This is a genomic window from Cohnella kolymensis (assembly GCF_000829465.1).
Taxonomy (GTDB): Bacteria; Bacillota; Bacilli; order Paenibacillales; family Paenibacillaceae; genus Cohnella; species Cohnella kolymensis.
This window is the reverse complement of sequence record NZ_JXAL01000026.1, coordinates 218990-236340: the sequence shown is the minus strand read 5'-3', so window position 1 is coordinate 236340 and position 17351 is coordinate 218990. Positions and strand designations below refer to the sequence as shown.

The window sequence follows — 17351 nt, the reverse complement described above, 5'->3', positions numbered from 1 at the left end:
GTGCTGTTAGATGAGTATGGGCAACCGGATTTTGGTAGTGGACGATGAGGAGCGTATCCGTCGTCTCCTTCGCATGTACCTTGAGAAAGAGGGTTACGAAATAGATGAAGCGGAGGACGGGGAAACCGCGCTCCGCAAAGCGCAGCAGGAAGATTTCGATCTGATTGTGCTCGATCTCATGCTTCCGGGGATGGACGGCGTCGAGGTATGTACAAGACTCCGGCAGCAGAAAGCGACACCGGTGTTAATGCTGACGGCCAAAGGTGAAGAAGTGAACCGCGTGCAAGGCTTTGAAGTCGGAGCGGACGATTATGTCGTCAAGCCTTTCAGTCCGCGCGAGGTTATTTTTCGCATCAAAGCGATTTTGCGCCGGGCTTCGGCTACAGCGTTTTTATCCAAGGATTTGAACACAAGCAACAATATCGTATTCCCATTCCTGGTCATCGAACATGATGCCCATCGCGTGACGGCCAGCGGACAAGAGGTCAACTTGACCCCGAAAGAGTACGAGCTGCTGCATTACTTGGCGAGCTCACCCGACAAGGTGTTTTCCCGGGAGGAGCTGCTGAAAGACGTCTGGAATTATGACTTTTTCGGCGATCTGAGGACGGTTGACACCCATGTGAAAAGGCTTCGCGAGAAGCTGAACCGTGTTTCCGCGGAAGCGGCTTCTATGATCACAACTGTCTGGGGAGTGGGGTACAAACTGGAGGCGGCAAAATAAACGATGGCGATATGGAGAACGGTCGTCGGCAAGCTGTGGCTGACAATCATTGTGCTGGTTGCGGTCGTGATCTCGACGCTGGGCATTTTCCTGCTTCAATATATCGATGGAGTTACGTTCGCGGACCCCGTGAGAGTAAAGCATCTGTTTATATACACGGGGGCTATCGGCTTTTTACTGACTACAGTATTTGCATTCTTCCTGTTCACGAAGATCACACAGCCCTTGCGCGAAATGAGAGAAGCTGCGGATCGCGTTGCGCAGGGCGAATATTCTACTCGGGTAACCATCCGTTCATCGGATGAAATCGGCGAGCTGGCCAATACGTTTAACCAGATGGCCTCGGAGCTGAATACGCTGATTCGCGCGCTGCAGCATGAGCGGGACCACTCAAGCAGCGTTCTTCGAAGCATGACGGATGCCGTTGTCTCGTTTGATGCGGAGGGGGCCGTGTTTCTCGCCAATCCTCAGGGGCAATATTTACTGGATGATTGGAATACCGTCGATTGGACGGACGAAGACGTCAGCCCGAAGGACGGCCAGGTGCCTGGTCCTCTCCGTGAAACATTCCGCAACGTGATTATGAGCGGCAAAGAGTTAACGGCGAAGATTCACGTGAAAAGCGGGGTTTGGTCGGTGGTCATGACGCCGCTGGCATCAACCGATTCCGTGCGCGGAGCTGTTGCTGTGCTGCGGGATGTCACCGAGGAGTTCCGGGTCGATAAAATGCGCAAGGATTTCGTAGCGAACGTCTCGCACGAGATCCGCACACCTTTGTCGATGGTTCAAGGTTACAGCGAGGCGCTTCTGGACGACATTGCCGCGACTCCCGAGGAACGGCATGAGCTGGTGCAGGTCATACACGACGAATCGCTGCGAATGGGCCGGCTGGTGAAGGATTTACTCGACCTGGCCCGGATGGAAGCCGGCCATCTCGACATGACGTTCCAGACGGTTGACGTAAACGCGTTAATGGGCCGGGTTTACCGGAAGTTCGCGGCGTTGGCCAAGGAACGAGGCATCGTCCTTACCAGGACGGAAGAGGATCCGGCTCTCGTGCTCGAAGCTGCAGATGCCGACCGCTTGGAACAGGTATTGACCAATCTGATGGACAACGCCTTGCGTCATACGGCGTCCGGCGCGGGAATCGAGCTGGGTGCGAGAAGGCTGGAAGGCACCAAGAACGGTCTGCTGGAACTTTCGGTGAGGGATGAAGGACAAGGCATTCCCGCGGAAGATTTGCCATATATATTCGAACGATTCTACAAAGCGGATAAAGCGCGCAAACGCGACATCACGGGCGGCACGGGTCTCGGCTTGGCTATCGCCAAGAATTTGATCGTCGCTCACGGCGGTCAGATCGAGGCCCGGAGCACACCGGGTAAAGGCACGACATTTACCATTACACTCCCGGTCGCTGCGAATCGCCGACGGATTAGTAAAAGCCGCGCTTAGTTGGGACGCGCGCGGCTGTGTAAGGTGGGTGATCGGCCTTACAGGTGGGAAGTTGGCACGCGAGCAGGCATGTAAGGCCGGTGACCGGCCTTACAACGATAATTATGCGAGCAAAGTAAGTTGTAAGCAGAGAATCTCGTCTTGAAGGAGACATCCCGCGATCAAAGCGCGCTGCAAACCGAAAATATCGGCTTGCAGGAGAAATCCCGCAAGCAAATAAGCTATAAGCCGAGAATATCGGCTTACAGCTCACAAAAAAAGGATGGCCTCCAGACGAAGACGCTGAAGGCCATCCTTTTTTTAATTCAAATGAATGACTTTGGCGTTGTTGAGATCCGGCAGCGCAATGATGTCGCGGAGCAGATCTTTCGGCACGCCCTTGTCGACTCCGAGAACCATGATGGCCGCGCCGCCGACCACTTTACGGCCGACCTGCATCGTCGCAATGTTGACGTCATTATTGCCGAGCAGCGTACCGATACGGCCGATGATACCCGGTTTGTCATGATGGGAGATGAGGAGGAGATGACCATGCGGCTCAACATCGACCGGGAATTTATCCACTTGTGTAATGCGCGGACCGAAGCCGTTCAACAAAGTTCCTGCCGCATAGCGTTCTTCCTTGTCCGTGCGCAATGTAATGCTCACGTGGTTGGTGAAGCCTTTCGTCGATTGCGTCTTCGTTTCAACTATTTTTACCTCTCGGCTTTTGGCCAGATGCATCGCGTTTACGACATTCACGTGATCCGACCCGAGATGGTGGGACAGCACGCCTTCAACGACGTAACGGGTGAGCGGCTGCGTGTCAACGTTGGCCAAATCCCCGGAATAGGTAACGGCGATTTCCTTAACAGGCCCTTCCGCGATTTGAGCGGCGAAGCTGCCCAGTGTTTTGCCGAGCGCGAAGTACGGCTCCAGCTTGGATAGCACGTCAGCAGCCACCGGAGGCATATTGACGGCGTTTTTGAACGCCTCGCCGCGAAGGATGTGCAGCAGCTGCTCCGAGACGTCTATTGCCACGTTCTCCTGCGCTTCTACAGTGGACGCGCCGAGATGAGGCGTGACGATAATTTTCGGATGAGTGAGGAAAGGATGGTCTGCCGCAGGCGGCTCTTCCTCGAATACGTCGAACGCCGCGCCTGCGACTCTGCCTGAGTCGATGGCTTCAACGAGGGCTTCTTCGTCAATGATGCCGCCGCGGGCGCAGTTGACGATCCGAACGCCTTGTTTTATACGGGAAAATTGCTCTCTGCCGATCATGTGGCGAGTCTCAGGTGTAAGAGGGGTATGGACGGTAATGAAGTCGGCGTCCCGGATGATGTCATCCACTGATGCGAGACGAACTCCAAGCTTCTCGGCACGCTCTTCGGTCAGGAATGGGTCATAGCCGTACACCGTCATGCCGAACGCTTTTGCGCGCGCCGCGACTTCGCTGCCGATACGGCCCATGCCGAGCACGCCGAGCACTTTGTTGCGAAGCTCGACGCCGACGAAGGATTTGCGGTCCCACACGCCGCCGACCGTCTTCATATAGGCTTGCGGGATATGGCGGGCGAGCGCCATCATCATCGCAAAGGTATGTTCGCATGTCGTAATCGTGTTTCCGTCCGGCGCATTGATGACGATAATGCCTCGTTTGGTTGCGGAATCCAAGTCGATATTGTCGACGCCGACCCCCGCGCGGCCGATTACTTTCAACTGCTTGCCTGCAGTCATAATGCGATCTGTGACTCTGGTCTGACTGCGGACAAGAAGTGCGTCATATTCACCGATAATGTCTGCAAGCTCGTCCTCGCTTAAGCCGGTTTTTTTATCAATCGCGATGTCGGACGCTTCTGCAAGCAGCGATATTCCCAGATCGCTGATCGGGTCCGATACAAGTACTTTAAACATGCAAACCCTCCTTCTGAATATAGAAAACACCCTCGGACGCCGCCCGGCTCCGCAATACGCGGACGATCGGTGCGCCAAGGGTGACTCCGCAAGGTCACTTGTATTCCCACAAGGCATGATTCTGGTTCCAATAGACTTTATTATTTTAAAGCAAGTGGGTGCCGGAATGCAATGGTTAAAATGAGACAAAAGCCGTCATTATGCGTATATTATTTATCCGGAAAGAAAAACGGCAGCTGGGGCAATTGCTGATCGCCATAGAATCGCGCCTTCATTTCCAGAAAATCGCCGTTTCGCACCGCTTCCGTGCTGGTCATGAGCTCTGCGATTGCGTCGAAGGTTTTGAGCTTCTTCTTAGCCGACTGGCCGGAGCTGATGAACTGGTCGACCCGGGCAGTAAGATCATGCGGCAGATAGGGAGTGTGCAGCGTGTGGTCAGCTAAATAATCGGCCGTTACTTTGAGTTTAATAATGAGGGGCAGGCTTTTCCACTTTGTAACTTCCAAATCATTCGCAGCTTTAAATTCCCCGTCGATGTCCAGATTCACGCTGGCAGCCCATTTCAGCATGGCGTCGTAATAATTCTTTTGCGCGGCGAGCGACTGACTGCGGGCTTCTTTGAAATAAGCATCGGCGTTCAGCTTGTCCATCGTGATGGCGGCAGGACCCTGATTAGCTTGCGCTGCCCCTTTGTCGAAGCTTTCCTTGAACAGCTTCAAACTTTTCAAATAGCTGTTTTGGGCATCCTTCAAAAGAGGTGATATTTGCGGAACCTGAACGCGCTTGATGGCAGTATACTTTTGCTCCGCGGATTTGGACAATTCCTTCATGGAAGCCGAGCGATCCGCCGCCGGGTCCGCCAGCCAGTCGTTCAGAGCGGCAAACCAGTCGTTCTGAAATTCACGATAAGGCAAAAATACGGTATGATAGAAGGCGACAAGATCTTGCTGTTGATAGGCGTTGGCAGGGGGCGAGGGTTCAGCCTCAGCCGGTTCCTTGGCTGCATACTGCGCTTCGACTCTTTGCGAACCGACTTTCACGCCGTAAAAAAAAAGCCCCGATCGCGATAATGAGCATTAGCAGAAAGGTTAGGGAAAATACGAGGTTGGACCGGTTTGTACGCTTTTCCATGGGGTGCTCCTTTAGACGGTCGATATTGGTAGTCCTAGTATAGAAAAAATCTCCAGGGTTGAACATGCAAAATTTCACAGAAACAGAGGACACATGAGAAAATTCGACATCCGCAAGCTGAAAATACGCCAGGTTAATGTGAATGATCTGAACGACCGGATGCTGCTGGCCAATTTGTATCTGACACAGTTTCTTACTTTAGTTATCGGCGTAGTATGGATTTTTTTGCAGGGCAGAAATCCGTTTGCATTATTCGCTCTGCCTGACGATGGCGGTAATTTTGCTTTATGGGGAGCGGGCTTGGCGGTGCTCGTCATCTTGGTGGATCTGGCGATCTCGCGATGGGTGCCGGAGGAAGCCGCGGATGACGGCGGCATTAATGAAAGACTGTTTCGGGCACGGCCTCTGTGGCATATTGTGTTGATCGCTTTGGTCGTTAGCATTTGCGAGGAGATCTTATTTCGGGGAGCCGTTCAGTTTGCCATCGGGCCGTACTGGACGAGTATCATATTCGCAGCGATACATATCCGATATTTGCGTCACTGGATTCCGACGGGCCTTGTATTCTCCATCAGCTATGCATTGGGTTGGATCATGGTTCACACCGGCACAATTTGGGCACCGGTCTTGGCTCATTTTCTCGTCGATTTGGTGATGGGATGCATTATTCGTTTTCGGAGGGACAAGGAATGAAGGAAAGCAACAATTCATCGGCTTGGACGCGATATGTCGAGGCAAAGCGGCATGCGCTCTCGGATTCCAAGCAAGTGCAGCCGGCTGGCACGTTGGAGGAGCTCGAGGCGGCGATCGCTGAAGCGGCGGCGACTTCAGGTATTCCCGAAACGGGCATGCCGCCTAGAGCCGTGGTCCATCCCAGTAAAGGCGGACAGCTGTCCCGATGGTTCTACCTTCTGCTCGTCCTGCTGTTTGCGGGTTTGGCAGCCAGTCTTATCTGGTGGGGGTATAAACATTACAGCTGAATCGTTCTATAAAAATGCAAACGCCCGCGGCAGCGGGCGTTTTTCTTGTGAATGATGACTGACTGGAATTACAGCTCAAGATCGATGCTGTTCGGATCAACGAATGAGTACCCTTTGTTCTCTAACGCGGTAAGAAGTTCATCCATTGCCGCAGCCGTCCATGGCAGCTCGTGCATCAGTATGTTGCTGCCGTCATGAAGCTGCTCCATCACATTTTTAATTACCGCTTTAGGTTTGTCGGAATCCTTCACTTTTCTGCCCAAGTCCCAATCGAGTGATCCGTTGGACCAAGTCATGAACAGCATGCTGTTATCCTTCGCGATCTGATGAACGGAAGCATTGGCCGAACCGAACGGAGGACGGAAAAATACAGGTGTTTTGCCGGTAACCTCTTTAACAATCGTTTGTACGGACTCCAGCTGTTGTTTAATCTTAGCGGGTTTTTCCTTTTTCAGGTTTATATGGTCCCAAGAGTGATTGCCAATCACTTGTTTGCGATTATCAATTTCTTTCAGCAGTTCCGGATGTGCTTTGACACGGTACCCGTTTACGAAAAAAATCGCTTTCGCATTATGTTTATCAAGCGTGTCCAGGAGGAGGGTCAAGGTGAGCTTATCCTTCGGGCCGTCGTCGAACGTCAGCAGAACGACTTTGCTCGCGTTCTTAGCCTTGTCGATCGGGACTATGCGGTACACTTTGTTCATGCGGTAGGACTTGGCCGCAGCAGCGGGTTCCGGCGATAAGGCCGGAGTCGTTTCCGTCGGAGCGCTTGCCGGCGGGGAAGATGACACAGGCGCGGACGGTGTAGAAGAAGCAGCTTCTGATGAAGGCGGCGACGCGGAATGCTCCGGTGTGGAAGAAGATGCGCTTCCCGGTGTTGCGGAATTGCCGCAGGCTGTGAGGTTTAAGGCCAACACAGCGGCAGCAGCGGCGGTGCACAAGCGATTCATGATGATATTCCCTCCATTATTCGTACGATCAGCGCAATTGTAACATATCTCCTTTTTTTCGACATGCGCCGGACTTCCTTAATTTGATGGGGCATGACCTTTGCTTCAAGGGTCAAAAATAAGCATGCAGGATACCTTTAAACAGCAATAAACAGCCTGGCAAGGAGGTGGCAAGATGAAACTCGGGACTTTCGTATGGGGCGGTTTGGCAGGCGCGGCAGTAGTGATGCTGCTTCAGCGCAATAACAGGATGTCGGCGATCACTTCCGGTGTCGGCCAGAATATGTCCAAAGGCATCGGTGGGATGACTGACAATGTCATCGAAAAAGCTTTAAACATGAAGTTCACCGGCGGCTCCGCAAATTCGTCCAACAATGGCCGGAACAAAAGCAAGTCCTCACGTTCCCCTTCTCATACCGAGGACTTGGAGGATGTAAAAAAACTCGCTTCAAAGGATCCAAGCGTGGCGCACGAAGTGAACAGCATCTTGGAACAGAACGGCGAGCAGCGGCATCAAATCTGATAAAAACCGTTATTATTAAAAGACGGCGATCGAGGCTCCTTCATCGGAGGCACGATCGCCGTTTTTTCGTTGTGCGGTCGTTTTCCCTAGTGCATTTCGGCTCCGAAAATGATAACATGTTGACAAGAAACATTCATTCACGCATTATATGCGTGATCATAAGCTGTTATCACCCACAGAAGGAGGATCCTGACATGAGGATGGAGCGGCTTAGCCAAGACAAAATTCGGATATTCCTCACGTTCGATGACTTAACGGAACGCGGGATCCAGAAAGAAGACATGTGGCGGGAGATTCCCAAGGTTCACGAGCTGTTCAGCGAGATGATGGATCAAGCGTACAGTGAGCTGGGCTTCGACGCGTCGGGCCCGTTAGCCGTCGAAGTGTTTGCGATGCCGGCTCAAGGTATGGTGGTCATCGTTACGCGGGGCAAGCTTGAACGGGATGCGGACAACACCGCTGAGGACGAAGAAGAAGTTTACGAGATGGAAGTTACGCTTGAACAAAGCGAAGCCATTATATATCGATTCCGGGACATCGAAGACGCCATCGGCGCAGCCAAGACGTTGGCCGGTCATCTGACCGAAGAGGGCCGAATGTACCGTTATCAGAACCAATGGATTCTATGCTTCGACCCGGCTGGTCTGGAAAGCTCCGGCTACCATGCTTTAATCGCTGTTTTGGCTGAGTATGGGGAAGCGACTTCGGTCACCCCGGCAGTGCTCGAGGAATACGGAGATTTGATTATTGCGGCCGACGCAGTTAAGGTGCTGGCAGATCATTTCGCGGATTAATCGGCATCGGACAAGACAATGGGACATTTTGCGTTAGCGTTTATTTCGCAAAATGTTCTTTTTTTATGGGCAGTCATAAGTACCCTTATTACTGTTATAATGGAGCAAGGAAAGGAGGGGAACACCTGATGCTGCTCGTGTCGGTTTTGGCGGCTGCGATAGCGCCCGGCATCGCTTTATTGGCTTATTTCTACTGGAAAGACCGGTACGACAGTGAGCCCCTTCCCATGGTTTTGAGGATGTTCCTGACAGGCGTTCTGATCGTATTGCCGATCATGATCGTGCAGCGGGGACTGACACTCCTGTGGGGAGATTCGCCGTTCGCGTTCTCCTTCGTGATCTCCGCCGGCGTCGAAGAGTTTTTCAAGTGGTTCGTTCTGTACCACATCATATACAATCACACGGAATTTGATGAGCCTTATGATGGAATTGTGTACGCCGTTGCCGTATCGCTCGGGTTTGCAACGTTGGAGAACGTCATGTATACGTTTCTGCAGCCTGCGGATTTCGGGACGTTAATGATGCGGGCGCTGCTCCCGGTTTCCGGGCACGCGCTGTTCGGCGTCTTCATGGGCTATTCTTTAGGCCGCGCCAAATTTTCTGCCGGCCGCAAGATCAAGCTGCACCTATGGCTTGCGCTTCTGCTGCCGATTTTCTGGCATGGCGTATACGATTTCATGATGCTGAGCGTGCCTTCCAGCTGGATCTGGCTCGTGGTTCCTTTTATGTGCCTGCTTTGGTTCAGCGGCATTCTCAAAGTTAATCGCGCGAACGCCGGTTCGCCTTTCCGCCTGCTGAAACGGGAGGAAGAGATTAAATCATGACGATTCCGTCCATACTGTGATGAAATACAATTCATCGCATACTGGGGGAGCGTTATGTCGGCTCAGCGAGTGAAGGTTACTATTCGATGCAGGCGGTGCAACGAAAAGTTCGTGCTTCGCGGCCGTAAGGAACGGGGACGAATTGACACCGGATTCAAGCAATGTTTATGCAGCAACCTGGACGACTTCGACGTAGAGGAAAATGAGGCGTAGCCGTATTGCACAGTTTCCTCGCGAGTGCGAATAAAGCCGGAACCTTCTTCCCAAACTAAGGGCATACCGAGTTTTGGAATGAAAGGGGACGGCTTTTTATGTATGCTCGCATAAGTGCGATTTTGTTTCCGGTAACCGCGATCTTGTTCCTCGGCGCCATATTCTGGGGGTACCAGGAGCATCAGGATAAAAACTCAGTGCTCATCAAAGCGGAAAACCAGTATCAGCGCGCATTTCACGATTTGACCCATCATATGAACCGACTGCATGACGAGCTTGGGCAGACACTCGCCGTATCCTCGGATTCGCAAGGAATGCACAGAAAAGGACTGGCCAACGTATGGAGGCTAACAAGCCAGGCCCAGAATGAAGTGAATCAGCTGCCGCTCGCGCTACTGCCTTTCAATAAAGCGGAGCAATTCCTGTCAAGGGCATCCAATTTCGCTTACCGGGCGTCAATACGCGATCTCGCCAAACAACCGTTGTCGCCTGAAGAAATGAAAACGATGAAGTCTTTATATGCGACTTCCGATACCGTGACCAAGCAGCTCGGACAGATCCAGGATGCGGTCATTAATAATCGGCTGAGGTGGATGGATGTCGAGGTGGCCATGGCGACGGAAAACACACCGCATGACAATACGATCATCGACGGCTTCCGCACCGTCGACAAGCAGCTCGGCTCGTATCCCGAGAACGAGTGGAGCCCGTCGGCGATGTCGACGGATCGCAAGCTGTCCGCCGACGGTTTAACGGGACGGGACATGACGCCTCAGGAAATCAAAGCCCGGGCACTCGCTTTCCTCGGCCGCCGGGAAGGCGCAGGCACCGGAGTTAAAGTGACGGAGAGCGGTAAAAAAACCGATCTTCCCGCGTACTCCGTAACGGTCAACGGCGGCAGCTCGAATGTCCAGATGGATTATACCCGTAAAGGGGGACATCTTCTTTGGTACATGAATCCCCGCAGTGTGGCATCCGCCAACATCAATTTCGATACCGCGAGGAACAAGGCATCGCAATTTCTTGTCCGTCACGACTATAAAGAAATGACTCCCGTGACATATGACCAGTATGATCATGTTGCGGTATTCACTTTCACCGGCAGCAAGGACGGCGTACGTATATATCCGGACAAAGTGACCGTTCGAGTCGCGCTGGATAACGGCGAAGTCGTCGGACTTCAAGCTCAGGATCACGTCTTCGGTCCCAAATCGGCAGCATCGGCCGCCGGCCGGCCTCAGATGAAGAAGGAGCAGGTTCAGAAAGGATTGAACCCGGATTTCAAAGTGCAGGACTATGCGCTTGCCGTTATTGAGAACGACATGCGTCAGCCGGTGCTGTGCCATGAGTTCGTCGGACGGATCAACGGACATCGATACCGGATTTATATGAACGCCAGCACGGGAATCGAAGAAATGGTCGAAGACATTCCCGAGTCTGCAAGCCCGATTTACCGATAAGAAGTCTATCCTCAAGCGCTTCGCCCTCATGTGACAGCCGGCTTGCCGGCTCCATGCAGGGCGAAGCCATTTCCATTCCAGCAGCTTTTGCCTATATCAAATTACCTCCGCATGGCAGGAGAGGAGTACATACAATCAGATGCGAAATAGGTTTGACAAAACCAAACAAATGGATTTCGTCACTTGGTCGGATCGTCTCGAACGGCTTCTTGTGAGATGGATCATCATTCTAGCAGTGCTGCTGACGGTCTCTCAAGGACTCCTCCAATTTCCTTCCGTGCGGGAGCGGGTCACCACGACGGACGCCTCCGAAGGAGTCCCCTATCACCCTCGACCGGCCAAGTGACGACATCTCCCGTTTTTGCATCTCGCTTTTTCGTGTGGTATAATTTGCTCAATTACAGCAGGCTATAGCCTGCCTATTTTTTCTTCCTGACATCTTCGTTTGCAGCAAGTAGGAGGCCAGTCGTTCTTTCATGAATTTTCCATCAGCTGAACGGATCAATATTGCCATTGACGGACCGGCCGGTGCCGGCAAGAGTACGGTTGCCAGACTGGCGGCTCAAGCCCTTCAATATATTTATGTGGACACTGGCGCGATGTATCGGGCCGTCACGCTGAGGGCATTGGAACAAGGAATGTCTAATGAAGACGAGGAACGCGTCGCCGCTCTGGCGAACGAACTCGATATCGAGCTTCTCCCCGGGTCGGACAGCCAGCGCGTGCTTGTTGACGGAGAAGATGTCAGCACCCGGCTTCGTTCGTTAGATGTGAATCGTAACGTGTCGCATTTTGCGCGGATCGAAGCCGTCCGCCATCGTATGGCCGATCTTCAGCGGCGCATGGCGAAGCAGAAGGGTGTGGTCATGGACGGCCGTGATATCGGCACCCATGTGCTTCCCGATGCGGAGTTGAAGGTTTTCCTGACGGCGAGTTCGATAGAACGCGCCAAACGCCGGTTTCTGGAGCTTGGACCCGATCCGGGAATCTCGCTGGAACAATTGGAAAAGGAAATCGCGGAACGCGATCGGCTGGATCAAGAACGGGAAATTGCTCCCCTCCTTTGCGCCCCCGACGCTCGTGTGCTCGACTCCACCGGCAAATCGGCGGACGAGGTCGCCGGGCAAATCGTCACTTGGGCACTTGCGATTGCGAGAACCATTTCGGCGGAGGAGAAGTAAATTATGATATATCGTTTTTGCCGGCTGTTAGCCCGTATCTTGTTTATGGTCGTTTACAGGCTTGAGGCGCGGGGTATTTCGAATATACCGCACACCGGTCCCGTCATTCTTTGCAGCAACCATAAAAGCTTGCTGGATCCCATCACGATGGGGGCATGGGTACCCCGCAAGGTTCATTATATGGCGAAGGCCGAATTGTTTACCGTTCCTTTGCTCGGGCCGCTTATCAAAGCGATAGGCGCGTTCCCGGTCAAACGCGGCGGAGTCAGCAAAGAAGCGATTAGAACGGCCATCTCCCTATTGCAGGAAGGTCACGTGATGGGCATCTTTCCTGAAGGCACCCGCAACGAATCGCTCGGCATGGGCAAAAGAGGAGCCGTCTCGATGGCTGTCAGATCCAAGGCGATGGTCGTTCCGGTAGCCTTGGTCGGAGACTATCGCCCTTTTCGCAAGATGATTGCCGTTTACGGGGCACCCATTGATATGACGCCTTTCGCGGAACAAGGGACGACCGAAAGTATGGAGCAAGCGACGGAATTGATCATGTCCCGGATCGCAGAGATGCTGAGAACCGGCCGGCCCGCACAGTAATCGCCTTTTATGCATGATTACGGCAATAATCCCTCATACTATAGGCATTATTTGGTTCTCATTTATTCGGGTAAAGAAGATTTAAGCACCGCAAGACGCGGGTTTAAATAAAGTTGGGGTAGAACTGAGGAGGTAATTTCACATGTCTGAAGAAACCAATGTCCAGGAAACGGCAGCCGCCGATACGGCCGGCCAAGACACGATGGAGAATGTAGTCACCTTGAAAAAAGGGGATACCGTGAAAGGCACGGTCGTAAAAATCGAAGATAACCAAGCGTTCGTCAGCCTTGGATATAAATACGACGGCGTGATTCCGCTTCGCGAGCTGTCGTCCGTCAATTTGGAGAATGCCGCCGATGCCGTTCAAGTCGGCCAGGAAGTAGAAGCAAAGATCGTCAGCATCAACGACGAAAAAGAATCGCTCGTTCTGTCCAAGCGCCAAGTGGACAGCCCGCGCGCCTGGGACGAGTTGCAGGCGAAGTTCGAGAAGGGCGAGGCATTCGAAGTCACGATAACGGATGTCGTTAAAGGCGGACTGGTGGCTGATGTAGGCGTACGCGGCTTTATCCCGGCGTCTATGGTTGAGCGCCACTTCGTAGAGGATTTCAGCAGTTATAAAGGCCGTTCATTAAAAGTGAAAGTCAAGGAACTAGACCGGGAGAACAACAAGGTCATCCTGTCCGCCAAAGACGTGCTCGATGCGGAATATGAAACCCAGAAGCAGCAAATTATGGGTTCTTTGCAGCCGGGTCAAGTGCTGGAAGGCACTGTTCAGCGTCTGACCCCATTCGGGGCATTCGTCGATATCGGCGGCATCGACGGCTTGGTCCACGTTTCCGAGATGGCTTGGCAGCACGTCGCGCATCCGGCGGATGTCGTATCGGAAGGCCAAAGCGTTAAAGTAAAAGTACTTAAAGTCGATCCATCGCTCGGCAAAATTTCGCTTAGTATCAAAGCAGCCCAACCGGGTCCATGGGATAACGCTTCCGGACAGTTCAACCCAGGTGATATCGTCACCGGTGTCGTGAAACGTCTGGTAAGCTTCGGCGCATTCGTCGAAATTGCCCCCGGTGTCGAAGGCTTGGTTCATATTTCGCAAATCGCTCACCGGCACATTGCGACTCCGCATGAGGTGTTGAAGGAAGGACAAGAAGTTCAGGCCAAGGTACTTGACTTCAACCCTGGCGAGAAGCGCGTCTCCCTTTCCATCAAGGAAACGGAAGAAGCACCTGCCCGTCCGGAGCGCGCGCCTCGCGAACGCAAGGAAGAATCCAACATTCCCGCTCCTGAAAGCATGAGCTTTAACCTGGGCGAGAAATTCGGCGACAAGCTGAGCAAATTCAAGTAACCTGAGCTTTTTCAAGTCATTTCATGTTTCGAAGACCCGCCATTACGGCGGGTTTTTTTGTATTCCATGAAATGCTTCAAAGGCCGTAGTTTCCTTTCTTTCCGGGTCATACTAAACCGAGGAGGTGGAGGGATGTCTCCCGTATTTGGCGCCATGTTCCTATGGACCTCAACGGCGATTCTATGGTGGAGCGGCTGGCGGGAAGAGGCGGCAGAGGACATTCCGGAGCGGGCGGTCGCGATTTACCTCGCGGGATGGCCGTTTGCGGTTCGCTTCAATCCGCATATTTCCCCTTCTCTCACGATTAACGGCGCGATGATCTGGACTGTTGCGGCTGTGACCGCATTGGCCTTCAGATTAGATTCTTCAAGAAGGTGGGCGGCGGTATCGGCAGGCGTTCTTCTCGGCGCAGTCCATCTCTTGTTAAACCGGGTTGCGGATTTCCCATCAGGCATGGCTGCCTATTATCCTTCGTGGGCCGGCGCTGTTCTGATCGGCGGGCTTGCCGGCGTATTTCTGCGTAATGCGCCGGAACAAATCATGACGATTTCGACCGCACTGTTCATTGGCGAGATCGTCGGCACATTCGCTCGATCCGCTTGGGAGCCGCTAATCTGGGGTGAATCCTCCCAATGGCTGGAAGGCTGGTGGATTGCGGTCATTTTTGCGCGTTTATGGTCGGTATCGGTGCGGATTCTCGCTTCGCAAGCGCGCAAGCGAGGCTGGAAGGCGGGTCTCAGAGGAGGGGAACAGCGATGATCATTATAGAATGGCTGAATAAATACGAGGATTACGCAAGCGTCATCTTCGGCACAGCATTCGGACTGATCGCACGATTAATGATGCTCCGGAGCGATTATAGGCAATATCCGGCCTATCCCCACGGCAAAATCGTTCACTTGGCTCTCGGGCTTATCGCGGGCGCTCTGGGGGCCGTTGCCGTCCCTGCCTTATATCACAAGGATTACACGGCCATTACTTTTCTTTCTCTCGCCGCCCAGCAATTCCGCGAAGTCAGAAATATGGAGCGCACCACCCTGAACGCGATCGATAAGTACGAGCTGGTGCCCAGGGGAGCCGCATACATTGAAGGGATTGCGGTGGTGTTCGAAGGCCGCAATTACTTGGCGATCTTCGCCGCTTTTCTGACCAGCCTTGCTTCGATGACGATATCCTGGATTGCGGGGCTTATCGCCGGACTTCTGTCGCTGCTCTTAGTGCATTTTTTCAGGAGAGGGAAAAGCATTCAGCACATTGCGATTATTGAGATGGCGCCGGTGAAGCTGGACGGGCCGAATCTGTTTGTCGGAGACGTCTATATTATGAACGTAGGGTTGGAAGAAAATCGGAAAATCATCGAAGAGGAAGGGCTAGGCTTTATTTTGCACCCCAAAAATGACAATGCGAGAGTGACGCTTTCCAATTTGGGCCAGCGCCAAGCGATCCTGCATGACCTTTCTACAAGACTTGGCGTGTTTCGGGACGAAGGGGATCCGCTCCTGCTTCCGCTGGCCAAGCTTGGATTGAAGACAGGAAAGCTGGGTCTGTTCGTTCTCCCGCGGGAAAAGGACAAGTCCGTCGCTTATCACGCAGTATGCAATGTGCCGTTACTTGAAGCGGCTGTGCGGATGCCGACGGAAGCAAACCACCGTCATTCGCAGGGGGCTCCCAATGGCTAAAATTGTCGGCGTTGTCACTACGGATCGGAATGGCGTTGCCGGCGGAGCGCCGATCTTTTTTGCAAAAAGCCGGGAGGACCTTGAAAAAGTGGCCCACATGCTCGAGAAAGTGCTGGACTGCGGCGCGCATCAGGTGCATGAGGATTTGTTTATCATTGTCGATCGGCATTAGCCAATCTAAGGGATTTTTGATATGATGAAAGTTGCGAACGTTTCTGTGATTCAGATATTGCGACGGCAAAGCCGTTTGTAGTTGTCGAGGAGTGAACTTATGGCACGACCAGTTATTGCCATCGTCGGACGGCCCAATGTAGGCAAGTCCACGATTTTTAACCGAATTATCGGCGACCGGCTCGCCATTGTTGAAGATAAGCCCGGTGTGACGCGCGACCGCATTTACGGCACCGGGGAATGGACAGGGCGTGCGTTCAGCGTCATCGATACCGGGGGCATTGAGATTGAAGGAGAAGACAGTCTGCTTCGGTCCGTCAGGATGCAGGCTGAGCTGGCCATAGAGGAAGCGGACGTCATCATCTTCATGGTGGACGCCAAAGCAGGGATCACCACTGCCGATGAAGAAGTCGCGAGAATGCTGTTCCGCTCTAAGAAGCCCATTGTCGTCGCTGTCAATAAAGTTGATAATTTACAGCGGATGGACGATATTTACGAATTTTACGGACTCGGGTTCGGGGATCCCGTTGCGCTCTCCGGCGCGCATGGCATGGGAATCGGCGATCTGCTCGATGCCGCCGTTTCCAAGCTGCCCGTGATCGAAGATGAAGAATATGATGACGATATCATCAAAGTAGCTTTGATCGGCCGGCCTAACGTGGGCAAATCCTCGCTGGTTAACGCCATACTGGGCGAGGAACGGGTCATCGTAAGCGAGGTCGCCGGCACAACTCGTGACGCTATCGATACTCCTTTCGAAAAAGATGGCCAAAAATACGTTCTGATCGATACCGCCGGCATGCGCAAACGCGGCAAAGTTTACGAGACGACCGAAAAATACAGCGTGATGCGAGCCATGAAGGCGATCGAACGCGCGGATGTCGTACTTGTCGTCATCAACGGTGAGGAAGGCATTATCGAGCAAGACAAACATATCGCCGGATACGCGCATGAGAACGGCAAAGCCGCCGTTTTTGTGGTGAACAAATGGGATGTCGTCGAAAAGGACGATAAAACGATGCAGCAGTTCACCAATACGATCCGTGAGCACTTTCTTTTCATGACCTATGCGCCCGTCGTCTTCCTGTCCGCTCTTACCAAGCACCGGCTGCACAGGCTGTTCCCTGTAATCAACCATGTAGCGGAGCAGCATGCGCTGCGGATTCCGACACATGTGCTTAATGACATCATTTCCGACGCGGTCGCCATTACCCCGCCGCCAAGGGACAAAGGCCGCAGTCTTCGCATCAATTACGCGACTCAGGTCGGCGTCAAGCCGCCCACGATTCTCATTTTCGTCAATGATCCGGAATTGATGCACTTTTCCTACGAGCGGTACTTGGAAAATAAAATTCGGGCGGCATTCGCGTTCGAAGGTACGCCGTTACGGCTGTTCACGCGTCGTAAGTCGGATCAGGAATAGGGGAGACCGGG

General features: G+C 53.0%; 21 protein-coding genes. 18 read left to right on the top strand and 3 right to left on the bottom strand.

Annotation, left to right across the window (positions count from 1 at the left end):
- Window positions 1–10: 10 nt before the first annotated feature.
- Both SD71_RS17885 and SD71_RS17880 read left to right on the top strand, forming a co-directional pair.
- Complete coding sequence (locus tag SD71_RS17885; RefSeq protein ID WP_041066115.1) at window positions 11–724, top strand: response regulator transcription factor; 714 nt, start codon at window positions 11–13, stop codon at window positions 722–724.
- Window positions 725–727: 3 nt separating this feature from the next.
- On the top strand, window positions 728–2179 hold the full coding sequence (locus SD71_RS17880; protein WP_041066112.1) for a sensor histidine kinase: 1452 nt from the start codon (window positions 728–730) through the stop codon (window positions 2177–2179).
- A 300-nt stretch (window positions 2180–2479) separates the two neighbouring features.
- Here SD71_RS17880 and serA read toward each other — a convergent pair whose 3' ends face one another.
- Together serA and SD71_RS17870 are read right to left on the bottom strand one after the other, a co-directional pair.
- Window positions 2480–4072 carry a phosphoglycerate dehydrogenase gene (gene serA, locus SD71_RS17875; RefSeq protein ID WP_041066109.1) on the bottom strand — a complete coding sequence of 531 codons (1593 nt, stop codon included), beginning with the start codon at window positions 4070–4072 and terminating at the stop codon, window positions 2480–2482.
- Window positions 4073–4281: 209 nt separating this feature from the next.
- Window positions 4282–5112, bottom strand: coding sequence for a hypothetical protein (locus tag SD71_RS17870; RefSeq protein WP_041066106.1), 831 nt, complete (start codon window positions 5110–5112; stop codon window positions 4282–4284).
- 184 nt (window positions 5113–5296) lie between these two features.
- Here SD71_RS17870 and SD71_RS17865 point away from each other — a divergent pair, with 184 nt between their 5' ends.
- Both SD71_RS17865 and SD71_RS17860 read left to right on the top strand, forming a co-directional pair.
- The gene (locus SD71_RS17865) at window positions 5297–5896 is read left to right on the top strand and encodes a type II CAAX endopeptidase family protein (protein ID WP_041066102.1); all 600 of its coding nucleotides are present in this window, start codon (window positions 5297–5299) and stop codon (window positions 5894–5896) included.
- Window positions 5893–6183, top strand: coding sequence for a hypothetical protein (locus SD71_RS17860; protein WP_041066099.1), 291 nt, complete (start codon window positions 5893–5895; stop codon window positions 6181–6183). The genes SD71_RS17865 and SD71_RS17860 overlap by 4 nt, the downstream gene beginning before the upstream one ends.
- A 68-nt stretch (window positions 6184–6251) precedes the next feature.
- Here SD71_RS17860 and SD71_RS17855 read toward each other — a convergent pair whose 3' ends face one another.
- A complete protein-coding gene (locus SD71_RS17855) occupies window positions 6252–6878 on the bottom strand; it encodes a polysaccharide deacetylase family protein (protein WP_326998777.1) in 627 nt (208 codons plus the stop codon).
- Window positions 6879–6897: 19 nt separating this feature from the next.
- Between SD71_RS17855 and SD71_RS26035 the strand changes: the two genes are divergently transcribed.
- The 14 genes from SD71_RS26035 (at window position 6898) to der (ending at window position 17340) form a co-directional block, all read left to right on the top strand.
- Window positions 6898–7176 carry a hypothetical protein gene (locus SD71_RS26035; protein ID WP_326998776.1) on the top strand — a complete coding sequence of 93 codons (279 nt, stop codon included), beginning with the start codon at window positions 6898–6900 and terminating at the stop codon, window positions 7174–7176.
- Between the two features lie 132 nt (window positions 7177–7308).
- Window positions 7309–7656: a hypothetical protein gene (locus SD71_RS17850; protein WP_041066094.1), complete on the top strand. Its 348-nt coding sequence runs from the start codon at window positions 7309–7311 to the stop codon at window positions 7654–7656.
- A gap of 194 nt (window positions 7657–7850) precedes the next feature.
- Window positions 7851–8450, top strand: coding sequence for a genetic competence negative regulator (locus SD71_RS17845; protein ID WP_041066091.1), 600 nt, complete (start codon window positions 7851–7853; stop codon window positions 8448–8450).
- A 128-nt stretch (window positions 8451–8578) separates the two neighbouring features.
- Complete coding sequence (gene prsW / locus SD71_RS17840; protein WP_041066088.1) at window positions 8579–9274, top strand: glutamic-type intramembrane protease PrsW; 696 nt, start codon at window positions 8579–8581, stop codon at window positions 9272–9274.
- 54 nt (window positions 9275–9328) lie between these two features.
- Window positions 9329–9487 carry a hypothetical protein gene (locus SD71_RS24260; protein WP_165418322.1) on the top strand — a complete coding sequence of 53 codons (159 nt, stop codon included), beginning with the start codon at window positions 9329–9331 and terminating at the stop codon, window positions 9485–9487.
- A gap of 98 nt (window positions 9488–9585) precedes the next feature.
- Window positions 9586–10947: a germination protein YpeB gene (gene ypeB, locus SD71_RS17835; protein WP_041066085.1), complete on the top strand. Its 1362-nt coding sequence runs from the start codon at window positions 9586–9588 to the stop codon at window positions 10945–10947.
- A gap of 139 nt (window positions 10948–11086) precedes the next feature.
- Entirely contained in the window at window positions 11087–11293 is a 207-nt protein-coding gene (locus tag SD71_RS17830) for a hypothetical protein (protein ID WP_041066082.1), read from the top strand.
- A 130-nt stretch (window positions 11294–11423) separates the two neighbouring features.
- Window positions 11424–12128 (top strand): (d)CMP kinase, encoded by a 705-nt coding sequence (gene cmk, locus SD71_RS17825; RefSeq protein WP_041066080.1) that lies wholly within the window; start codon window positions 11424–11426, stop codon window positions 12126–12128.
- Window positions 12129–12131: 3 nt separating this feature from the next.
- Complete coding sequence (locus SD71_RS17820) at window positions 12132–12719, top strand: lysophospholipid acyltransferase family protein (protein WP_041066078.1); 588 nt, start codon at window positions 12132–12134, stop codon at window positions 12717–12719.
- Window positions 12720–12861: 142 nt separating this feature from the next.
- Window positions 12862–14067 carry a 30S ribosomal protein S1 gene (gene rpsA, locus SD71_RS17815; protein ID WP_041066076.1) on the top strand — a complete coding sequence of 402 codons (1206 nt, stop codon included), beginning with the start codon at window positions 12862–12864 and terminating at the stop codon, window positions 14065–14067.
- A gap of 132 nt (window positions 14068–14199) precedes the next feature.
- Window positions 14200–14826 (top strand): hypothetical protein, encoded by a 627-nt coding sequence (locus SD71_RS17810; RefSeq protein WP_041066074.1) that lies wholly within the window; start codon window positions 14200–14202, stop codon window positions 14824–14826.
- Between the two features lie 2 nt (window positions 14827–14828).
- The gene (locus SD71_RS17805; protein WP_407637558.1) at window positions 14829–15746 is read left to right on the top strand and encodes a YIEGIA family protein; all 918 of its coding nucleotides are present in this window, start codon (window positions 14829–14831) and stop codon (window positions 15744–15746) included.
- Window positions 15739–15918, top strand: a complete 180-nt coding sequence (locus tag SD71_RS17800; RefSeq protein ID WP_041066067.1) for a capping complex subunit for YIEGIA — start codon at window positions 15739–15741, stop codon at window positions 15916–15918. The genes SD71_RS17805 and SD71_RS17800 overlap by 8 nt, the downstream gene beginning before the upstream one ends.
- Before the next feature lie 99 nt (window positions 15919–16017).
- Window positions 16018–17340: a ribosome biogenesis GTPase Der gene (gene der, locus SD71_RS17795; protein ID WP_041066064.1), complete on the top strand. Its 1323-nt coding sequence runs from the start codon at window positions 16018–16020 to the stop codon at window positions 17338–17340.
- Window positions 17341–17351: the final 11 nt, after the last annotated feature.